This is a genomic window from Arthrobacter sp. TMN-50 (assembly GCF_054511125.1).
Genome location: NZ_JBTNDG010000026.1, coordinates 1 through 9,415, shown reverse-complemented (window position 1 = coordinate 9,415; position 9,415 = coordinate 1). Strand labels below are relative to the sequence as shown.

Annotated in this window: 8 protein-coding genes and 1 pseudogene; 6 read left to right on the top strand and 3 right to left on the bottom strand. The window is 60.5% G+C overall.

Translation table 11 applies throughout. From position 1 onward, the window contains the following. A pseudogene (locus tag ACX80A_RS15005) lies at positions 1-217 on the top strand (ABC transporter ATP-binding protein); the annotation flags it as partial. Positions 218-1,907: 1,690 nt separating this feature from the next. On the opposite strand, the gene ACX80A_RS15000 reads toward ACX80A_RS15005, so the two are convergent. After that, complete coding sequence (locus ACX80A_RS15000; RefSeq protein ID WP_459260567.1) at positions 1,908-2,081, bottom strand: hypothetical protein; 174 nt, start codon at positions 2,079-2,081, stop codon at positions 1,908-1,910. Between the two features lie 275 nt (positions 2,082-2,356). Between ACX80A_RS15000 and ACX80A_RS14995 the strand changes: the two genes are divergently transcribed. The 4 genes from ACX80A_RS14995 (at position 2,357) to ACX80A_RS14980 (ending at position 6,859) form a co-directional block, all read left to right on the top strand. Further along, complete coding sequence (locus ACX80A_RS14995; RefSeq protein ID WP_459260566.1) at positions 2,357-3,439, top strand: IS630 family transposase; 1,083 nt, start codon at positions 2,357-2,359, stop codon at positions 3,437-3,439. Between the two features lie 185 nt (positions 3,440-3,624). Further along, on the top strand, positions 3,625-4,332 hold the full coding sequence (locus ACX80A_RS14990) for an LppX_LprAFG lipoprotein (RefSeq protein ID WP_459260565.1): 708 nt from the start codon (positions 3,625-3,627) through the stop codon (positions 4,330-4,332). A gap of 29 nt (positions 4,333-4,361) precedes the next feature. Further along, positions 4,362-5,882: an MFS transporter gene (locus ACX80A_RS14985; protein WP_459260564.1), complete on the top strand. Its 1,521-nt coding sequence runs from the start codon at positions 4,362-4,364 to the stop codon at positions 5,880-5,882. A gap of 227 nt (positions 5,883-6,109) precedes the next feature. Continuing rightward, positions 6,110-6,859 carry a hypothetical protein gene (locus tag ACX80A_RS14980; RefSeq protein ID WP_459260563.1) on the top strand — a complete coding sequence of 250 codons (750 nt, stop codon included), beginning with the start codon at positions 6,110-6,112 and terminating at the stop codon, positions 6,857-6,859. Between the two features lie 941 nt (positions 6,860-7,800). Here ACX80A_RS14980 and ACX80A_RS14975 read toward each other — a convergent pair. Then, positions 7,801-8,100 carry a hypothetical protein gene (locus tag ACX80A_RS14975; RefSeq protein ID WP_459260562.1) on the bottom strand — a complete coding sequence of 100 codons (300 nt, stop codon included), beginning with the start codon at positions 8,098-8,100 and terminating at the stop codon, positions 7,801-7,803. A 366-nt stretch (positions 8,101-8,466) separates the two neighbouring features. On the opposite strand from ACX80A_RS14975, the gene ACX80A_RS14970 reads away from it, so the two are divergent. Further along, positions 8,467-8,631 carry a hypothetical protein gene (locus ACX80A_RS14970; protein ID WP_459260569.1) on the top strand — a complete coding sequence of 55 codons (165 nt, stop codon included), beginning with the start codon at positions 8,467-8,469 and terminating at the stop codon, positions 8,629-8,631. Positions 8,632-8,661: 30 nt separating this feature from the next. On the opposite strand, the gene ACX80A_RS14965 is transcribed toward ACX80A_RS14970, so the two are convergent. Further along, positions 8,662-9,036, bottom strand: a complete 375-nt coding sequence (locus ACX80A_RS14965; RefSeq protein ID WP_459260568.1) for a cupin domain-containing protein — start codon at positions 9,034-9,036, stop codon at positions 8,662-8,664. Positions 9,037-9,415: the final 379 nt, after the last annotated feature.

Genomic DNA, 9,415 nt, shown 5'->3' with positions numbered 1-9,415 from the left:
GGACGCCGACGAACTCAGTGTGAAGCAGGTCAGCCGGCTCCGCAACGAGGACTTCGGCTTCGTGTTCCAGCAGTTCTTCCTCACCCCCAACGCAACGGTGCTCGAGAACGTCATCCTGCCGCTCAAAATCGCCGGAGTCGGCACCCGGGAACGCAAGGTTCGCGGGATGGCTGTTCTCGAAATGCTGGAACTCACCGACAAGGCAAAGAACAAGGCCATCAAAGTCCTCACCCCGGTCCGCGAAGCTATGGAACGGTTGGATGGTCAGACGGCCGCACCTTCCGACATCACCCCGTACGTGACCCCTTACCGAGATATCCGGCGCGCGGCTCCGACGGCGACAGTTGCGGCCGTTGGTTATCCACACTTCTACCCCGCTTCCGGAGGCGACCGCACCTTCCTGCCCGGTGGTCGTTGTGAGGGCATAAAGAAGGTTGACCAGCGGTGGATGGTCGAGAAGATCGACGAGCTCAATAACATCATCGAAGAGAACGCACGCCGCAGCGGGTTCCTCTTCGCCAATCCCAACCCCAGCTTTGATGGCCATGAGCTGTGTTCCGGTGATGAGGAATGGATCTTCCCCCTTTTGTCGGATGGTCGGATACATCCCACAGTTGAAGGACAGCAGGCAATCTCTGAAACTGTCCTCAGCGAGCTCGACAACAGTGATTTTGAGACTTTTACCGTGCTGCCTCAGCAGACGGTTAGTTACAGCTTCGTGGTCGGTTCGGCGAAGGAGTTCATCAGCCTGGTGACCGGCTGGCCCGGAAGCGATGTCTCCCTCAGTCTCATTTCCCCTTCCGGGCAGCGTTTCGACCGGTCCACTGAGATAGCCGGGGTGACCAGGGAAACCGGGTCGACGTACGAGCATGTCGAGGTGGCCGCCCCGGAGATCGGCGAATGGACCGTTGAGTTGCTCGGCCTTGACGTGCCCGGCGATGGCGAGCCGGTTACTTTGTCTATCTATCAGCAGGAACAACAAAACGCAGCACCGGCCGGGGTCATCACTCCGCGTGTTGAGGGAGATTCTCTAGTACTTGATGCGTCAGGCTCGACGGATACTGACGGGACCGTCACCGGGTTTGACTGGTACATCTCGACGGCTGAGACGGATGAAGTGCTTCAGGGGGAAACAATTACCATTCCTTTGAGGACCGATCAGGAGCGCACCATCTCGCTTGTCGTTACCGATAACCGCGGTGCAACCGATTTCCAGGACCTGGCGTGGGTACCGACCGATGTCATACCAGGTAGCAGCGTTAATCCCATCAATCTCCGCTCCAAGGGCGTTACACCGATCGCGCTGCTGTCTTCTGAAACGTACGATGCGATGACCGTTGCTCCGACAACCCTCCGGGTGGGTCCGGGGAATGCGAAGGCCCGTGAGACCGAAGCAAGGGGCGAAGACGTTAATGGAGACGGCCTGCTCGACCAGATAGTGCATGTAGCAACGCAGGAACTGGGTTTGGCAGCGGATAGCGCTCAGTTGTGCCTCAGCGGCACGCTTGACAATGGCCGCGCCATCTCCTCGTGTGACTCCATTAGGGTGCGATGAGTCAGCAGGGCAACACCGCTGGTGGGCGACGACCTTCCCCGCTCGTTGTTGGATCCTGCATCGTTTTGGCCGTCGTCGGCGGGCTCGTCTCCCTCGGCTGCATACTCGCGCTTTACGTCGAATCATCAGGCCTGGGCTCACCCAGGGATACCGGAATGCGTCCGGTTATACGGCCCTGCTCATTGGCGGCGCCGCCGCTGGAATTCTAGTTCCAGCGGCGGCGTGCTTCACGTTTCTGCGTGCCTCGCAGCGGCTGGTAGTGATTGTGGCGGCGGTAGCGGTAGGCGTCGTCGCACTCATGGTGCTGGGAATCACTGGATTGTGAGGGACGAAAGTTCACCTTTTTCTGCTGTCAAGGAGGCTTGAAGCCGTCGGAACGGAGTTCTCCGGTGGAGAATACATGCCTGCACAAAGTCTGGCGGGTGATGCCAAGCGCTTTGCGATCGCAATCGACGACGTAGTCGGCCTCATCCTCGTCGAAATCGAAGCCCTCCGATTCGATGTCAGTGCTGATGAAGTTGCGCACTTCGCCGGTGATCTGGACTTCATCGCCCTCTCGAGGTCGCCGGTCATCCCGGTTCCGAGAATGAGAGTGTCACCGTCGCCGACGGTGAAGACGCCGGACCCCACAACTTCCTGTACCTCGGTCTGCAACGTCACCGGTTCCCCAAGGATGGCGGTCACAGCGGCGGGGCCTTCTTCCTCTGCCTCCTCGACGACAGTTTCATCCCTACAGGCGACGAAACCTAGTGTAGCGTGTCGTTGGTTCCTTTGGGTCTGATTGTTTGTCAGACTTGATTCATGGTTTATCTGGCAGGGGCATTGGTATTGCGTGACGGGGACAGAGGCGCCTTGGAGGCGTTGACTCGTGGGAAGGCATCGACCGCGACGGTGGCTTTGCGGGCGCGGACGGTTTTGTTGGCTGCCGACGGGGTGCCGAATTTTCAGATCGAGAAGATGACCGGGTTTTCGGCGCCCACCGTTTTGAAGTGGCGCAACCGTTATGCCGAGGGCGGGATCGAGGCCCTGTCCGATGTCCGGCGCCCTGGCCGGGAGCGGGAAATCGACGAGCTCGCCCTGATCGCCGACACCTTATCCAACGACGGGATCCCGCCGGTTGAGCTGGGGATCTCGCACTGGTCCGCCCGCATCATGGCCGAACGCCACGGGGTGTCTTTTTCTTCCGTGGCCCGGATCTGGCGCCGTTGGAAGATCCAGCCGCACCGGATTGAGACGTTCAAGTTCTCCACCGACCCTGCCCTGGAGCCCAAGCTCCGGGATATTGTGGGCCTGTATCTGTCCCCGCCGGAAAACGCGGTGGTCGTCAGCATTGATGAGAAGACCCAGATCCAGGCCCTGTCCCGCACCGGTGCGAACCAGCCGTTGTCCCCGACCCACCCGCTGCAGCAGACCCACGACTACAAACGCCACGGCACCACCACCTTGTTCGCAGCCCTCGAGGTGCTCACCGGCAAACTCAGCGCGAACGCTTTCTACCAAAAGCACACCAACATCGAGTTCGTCGATTTCCTGGGCCGGGTCGCGAACGCCCACCCCGGTGTTGAGTTGCATGTCATCTGCGATAACTATGCGACTCATAAGCACCAGAACGTGTTGGACTGGCTGGCGGACAACCCGCGGGTGAGCATACATTTCACCCCGACCAGCTGTTCCTGGCTGAACATGGTGGAGATCTTCTTCGGGATCATCACCCGCCAATGCCTCAAACGCGGGGACTTCAGCTCGATCAAGAACCTCGAAGACACCATGGAACGCTACATCGAAAACTACAACCAAGACGCCAAACCATTCACCTGGACCAAATCAGCGGAGCACCTCCTAGGCAAAATGAAACGCAAACAAACCATTAACACGGAACACTAGTAAGCGGCCTCAGTGGTGGATTGCGTTCAGTCCTCTAACCGGCAGTGACGGTGTTGTTTCCTTCGGTCTCCACCACGAGATTCTCGGACTGATAGGTAATGGTGTTGTTGTCACCTTCGACTTCGATATCGCGGGTCTCGTCGACCTACAACGCGCGATTTGATCGTGTCGTGTATAATTCCGCCATGTCCAGTGTATCCATGCAGACCCGCCTGGTGACGATTTTCGCGTCCCTCGTCGCCGTCGTCCCCCTTGTTTCAGGGTGCAGCGGCCCAGCGGCGGAGGATCCCCCCGACCCCGCCGCCATACTCCAAGAGTCGAGCGAGACCACTAAAGGGCAGACCAGCGCGCATCTCGAGCTCACGGTTGAAGGCGAGATCGCCGGGTTGCCGGTTGAGTTCATCGAGAGCGATCTCACTCAGACTCCCGCGGTCGCCGCCGAGGGCACACTCGACATGATGTACCTTGGCCAGCAGCTCAAAGAGGTCGCGTTCGTGGTTTTCGGCGGCGATCTCTGGGCTGCCATAACGCCGGGAAGCAGCCTGACCAACTTCGGGCCGGCATCCGATGTCTACGACGCTGCGACGATCCTGGACCCCGACGCGGGCCTGGCCAATGTGCTCGCCAGCTTCTCCGACGCCACGATCGACGGCGACGAGACCGTCGAGGGCGTGAACTCGGCACGCATCACTGGCACCGTCGCCGCCGACGCGGTCAACGAAATCTATCCGCAAATCGGAGCGACGGAACCCGTGCCTGGCACCGCCTGGATCTCCGAGGAAGGCAATCGCGAGCTGATGCAGGTCCGGTTGGTGCCCAGCCCCGGCAACATCGTCACAATGACCTTCTCCAAATGGGGTGAACCGGTCACGATCGACGATCCGGCAATGTGAGCCGGGGCCCGCTCCCGGCAGCCGGGAGGGTGCCGACCAATCGCCGCATCGCGATCAGCGCAGCCAGTCTTGCGGTGGCGCTGGGAGCGCTGGACACCTACGTGGTCGTCACGATCATGACCGACATCATGCGCGACGTCGGCATTGGAGTGAATCAGCTCCAACGGGTAACCCCGATCATCACCGGCTACCTGCTCGGCTACATCGCGGCGATGCCGCTCCTGGGTCGTGCATCGGACCGGTTCGGACGGAAGATGCTGATTCAGATCAGTTTGGCCGGCTTTGCGCTTGGATCCGTGGTTACGGCGCTGTCCGCCGATCTCACCGTGTTGGTCCTCGGCCGAACTCTCCAGGGCGCCGCCAGTGGAGCACTGCTGCCGGTGACGATGGCCCTGGCCGCCGAACTGTGGGTTGCGCGCAATCGTGCAGCTGTACTTGGCGGTGTCGGAGCCGTGCAGGAACTGGGCAGCGTGCTCGGGCCGGTGTACGGCATCGCTCTCGTCGGTTTGTTCCAGCATTGGCAGGCCATTTTCTGGGTCAACGTGCCGCTTGCGGTGATCGCGATGGTGATGATCCACTTCAGCCTGCCCGGCAGGCAGGAAACCGATGACCCACAGGAGGTCGACGTGATCGGAGGTCTGCTGCTGGCGATCACCCTGGGTTTGATCGTGATTGGGCTCTACAACCCCAAGCCCGACGGCAAGGTGGTGCTGCCCAGCTGGGGAATGCCAATGTTGATCGCTGCCGCCGGCGCAGCCGTCGCGTTCTTCGTCTGGGAGAGGTTCGCCCGCACCCGGCTGCTCGAACCGGCCGAACTGCACGTCAGACCTTTCCTTGCGGCACTTGGCGCCTCGATGGCCGCTGGCGCAGCGCTCATGGTGACGCTGGTCAACGTTGAGCTGTTTGGTCAGGGAGTCCTGGGCCGGGACCAGAACCAGGCCGCTTTCCTGCTGCTGCGCTTCCTCGTCGCGCTGCCGGTTGGGGCGCTGCTCGGCGGATGGTTGGCCACCCGGATCGGCGACCGGATCGTCGCGTTCACCGGCCTGCTCACCGCGGCCGGGGGGTATCTGTTGATCTCGAAATGGTCCGTCGATGTGCTGGCCACACAACACAATTTCGGACTGTTCACCCTGCCGACATTGGACACCGACCTCGCGATCGCCGGTCTGGGCCTCGGCCTGGTGATCGGTCCGCTGACGTCGGCGACGCTTCGGGTGGTTCCCGCCGCCCAACACGGAATCGGGTCGGCAGCGATCGTGGTCGCCCGCATGATCGGCATGTTGCTCGGCATCGCGGCGCTGAGCGCATGGGGCCTCTACCGGTTCAACCAGCATCTAGCCAGAATGCCTGCCAGTACGGGCGGCACACTCGAGGAGCGCTTGCTAGCCGAGGCAGAGCGGGTCCGCGAAGCCTACGCCATGCAGTACGCCGAGATTTTTCTGATCACCGCGATCGTGTGCGTGGTAGGTGCGGCGCTGGGCCTGCTGATCAGTGCGCGCGACGAGCATGCCGAGGAGCCAGGGGTAGACGCTGCGAGAGCACCTCTGTAGCGATCGAGTCCGGGACAGTCCGTCTGCACTATGGGCCGCAACGCCCCCCGAAGATAGATAACCTTTTGGGGTTGTGCTTTTGCCTTCGACTCCTAGACTGTGATATAGCACACATCCTCACCCGCTCGTGGGGCGGTCTGCTTGGAACTACTGGTGTCGCTTCCTTGGAGACACCACCCGGCGCACGCGTATGAGGAGATATTCCAATGAACAAGACACTTAGCTTTATGGCAGTACCTACCCTCGCTATGGGCGCACTTGCCCTTTCTGGATCGCCGGCCATGGCCGCTGACCAGTCCTACCAGGCCACCCTGGGCCAGCTCAACGGCAGCTCCGGTGCAGCCACCATCGAAGTTACCGTCACGGGCAATGAGGCTCATGTCCTGCTGAACGTTTCGGGTATGCCCGCGACATTCATGGACATGCCCTACCCGCACGTCCAGCACATCCACGGTGGAGCGCAGGGTACCTGTCCGGATCCTTCGGCCGACAAGGACGGTGACGAGGTAGTCTCCACCACCGAAGGAGCCCCGTTCTACGGCGGCGTCCTCACCACCCTCTCCACCAGCGGTGACACCAGCCCCGCAGCCGCCGCTGACATCAACCTCGCCGGCAAGGGGGCCGCTTACACGATTGACCGTACGTTCGAACTGAATGCTGAGACCAAGGCAGCCCTCGAAGCCGGCACCGCCGTCGTCGTTGTCCACGGCCTTGACCCGGCAACGCTCAGCCCGGCCGCCGCGGCAGCCCCGTCTGACATCGCCCCCCAACTGCCGCTGGCAGCAACCTCGCCGGCACTCTGCGGAACCCTGGCCGCCGGACAGATGGAAATGCCCACAGGTGGCGCTGACACCGGCGTCGCCCAAGAAACCGGCACCGGTACCGGTACATTCGCCATCGCTGGCGGATTGACCCTCATCGCTTTGGCCGGCAGTGCTTACGTTATCCGTCGTCGCACTGCAGAATCAGTCGGCTAAACACCTCTGATCAGGCAAGCACTGGTACACACATGAAGCCCAGGATGCCGGGCAGGCCTGAAGACCGCACCGGCAGTTGGACTTCTGCTCGTCCGGTCCCTGATAGGCTACGGCACACGCATACAACAGGCCGCTGCTCCTGTTCCTGCGCCGACAACGCCGAGAGCAGCCGACACGCTCAGCCTTCCCTGCCTGCTTCCCAGTCATTGGCCCGTTTCCAGAACCCGGCCCGCTGTCCTTCTTCTCATCAGGGAGGATCTCGGAGTGCGCCAGACGCAAGTAATCATCGACCGCGTCACGAATGAAATGATTCCCCGGGTGCCGGTTGCACTCTGGTGGAATCCAACCGAAAGCAGTGACTCCAGTTCCACGTCATCTGCGACAGCACTCTGCGGTCGATACGGCCTGACCCTAGACCCTACATGGCTGCGCGGCCTGTAGGCACTCTTCGGACCGATGCGAATGGTGTAGCAGCCATCATTTACGGCATTCCAGTTTGATGTTCTTCACCGCTGTCCGCCCCTGCCCCGGGTAAGCGGGAGCCCATGAAGTATGAGGCCCCGCTTAGGCCGTCCAGCCGAAAACTGCCCCGCCGACCCACATCGCCCCGACCCACATGGCTACAGCTATAACAGGGACAAGAAGCACCCAAAAGGACCTGCGAAGCGCCAACCGCACGCCGATGAATGCGAGAAGCAGCCACCACAAAAGGAGCAGTACGACTGCCCAGCCCGGGGCGACGAGACCGCTGACCAGGTACAAGTACCCAGCCACGAGCTGCCCGGCCGAAGCAAAACGGCAGCCACCCCAAAAAGCCACGACCGACCGACTTCTTTGCGGGACCAGTTGGACGCCACTTCAGTGTCTTTCGAATCCATCAGCGAGCAACTGCGTCTTTACTGGTGCTAGATCTGGCTGTTTTGCCTGTCGGTTCGGTAGCGTTACCCAGCCATGGGCCGACGGAGCATCTTCTTTGTCCCTCGGGGTCGGGCGCCCAATCTGGTGCCGGCGGCCACCACGATCAGCAGGAGGATCCCAACGGCGAACGCAACGGCTGTCCCTATTCCGTAGGACATCGCTTCCTCGCCGGATCCGGCCATCAGATGGCCGCGCTGCACGTCAAGCCAGATTGCCGCCGTCGACAGCACAACCATCAGAGGCACCTGGGGTAACCCGCTCAACAAAGCCAACGAGATACTCAGGGCAATAGCCTTGAGGCGGCTAACCAGGTAAGCGGACAAGGGTGCAGCCAGAATTAGGGCGACTAGCCAGCCGGGCGGAACTGCTTGTGTTGTGGAAGGGCTGCGGACAAGTATCGGAACGAACACCAACGTTGTCGAAGCCGCCGACGCGGCGGCCACCCATCCGACACCTCTGAGAGATTTCCTCTTAGTCGAACGACCATCGTCACCAGAAGCATTCACGTCGGGCCCGTCTTGTCTTGGATTGCGAGTTCTCAGTTTACGCTCCTCAACCCGACGGCCAGCGGAGACCCCTAAGGTCACAGGTGTTCGCGGATCACCGCACACAGAGCGAGTGACTGCTGAAGGTTTGCTTGACACTTTGATTGTAAGGATTTGATCCTTGCTGGTGGAAGGATGTTTATCATGCCCAAAGCCTTTCCTGATGTGTTCCGCCGTGACGTTATCGCGGTCGCCCGAAAGGGCGAAGCGCCCGTTACCCAGATCGCGAAGGAAAAATCCGGGCTAACTGTCAGCCCAGACTTAACTTATTTGTGCGGAGGCTCACGCGAGAACAAGACGGTGGAGTGAATCTACTGTGCCCCGCTTTCGGCCCCGGAACTAAGCAGGTTTGGCGTATGCGGCTGCGCTCAGAATCTCGTAGCCCACAAATGTCTCGTCGTTTTCGACCCAGGCATCATGGCCAGGGGGAATTGAATAGGCGTCGCCGACGCGAATTGTGGCGCGGGTCCCATCTTCCATCTCAACTATTAGCGTTCCGGCAATACAAAACCCCAAATGGCTATTTTGGCAGCTCTCGGTATGCACCACGGTCTTGACGGTCTCGGACCACTTCCAACCGGGCTCAAAGGTGAACCTGCCTAAGGTAGTGTCGCCGAGGTTGACCACATCAACTTCGGTCTTAGGCGGACGGCGTTTTTCATCGGGTTCGTTGAATGACTTTGATTCCAGAGCCTTGACAGTTATCGCGGACATCTCGTCCTCCACACTAAGTCTTCTTAATTAGTTCGATCCGGAGGAGACCGAGTGCTCCGGGAATGAGGGTCCGGCATACCCCTGAACGGTGGCCCTTTGCAGGGCTGGGCTGGACCTTTGCGAGTCACGCTAACAGTGTGCTCTCAGCTGTATTTGATGTCAACGTGCCATGAACCGTACCGGGTGTGATGCCGCTTTCTTTTTTTGTGAAGGATAACGATTATGCCCAAGCGATACCCCCAGGATTAGCGTGAGCGTGCGGTGCGGACCCTACGTGTCAGGGTGAGTTGAGGCCAGTGGCTCATAGCAAGTCCGTCTAATTCGTAGGGCGAGAATCAGGATCAGAACCAATGTCTATCTCCACAATTTCCCGGGTGCG

Coding starts and splice junctions, on each gene's coding strand:
- ACX80A_RS14970 (WP_459260569.1), top strand. CDS start 8,467: ATGCCCAAAGCCTTTCCTGATGTGTTCCGCCGTGACGTTATCGCGGTC.
- ACX80A_RS14990 (WP_459260565.1), top strand. CDS start 3,625: ATGTCCAGTGTATCCATGCAGACCCGCCTGGTGACGATTTTCGCGTCC.
- ACX80A_RS14980 (WP_459260563.1), top strand. CDS start 6,110: ATGGCAGTACCTACCCTCGCTATGGGCGCACTTGCCCTTTCTGGATCG.
- ACX80A_RS14965 (WP_459260568.1), bottom strand. CDS start 9,036: ATGTCCGCGATAACTGTCAAGGCTCTGGAATCAAAGTCATTCAACGAA.
- ACX80A_RS14995 (WP_459260566.1), top strand. CDS start 2,357: ATGGTTTATCTGGCAGGGGCATTGGTATTGCGTGACGGGGACAGAGGC.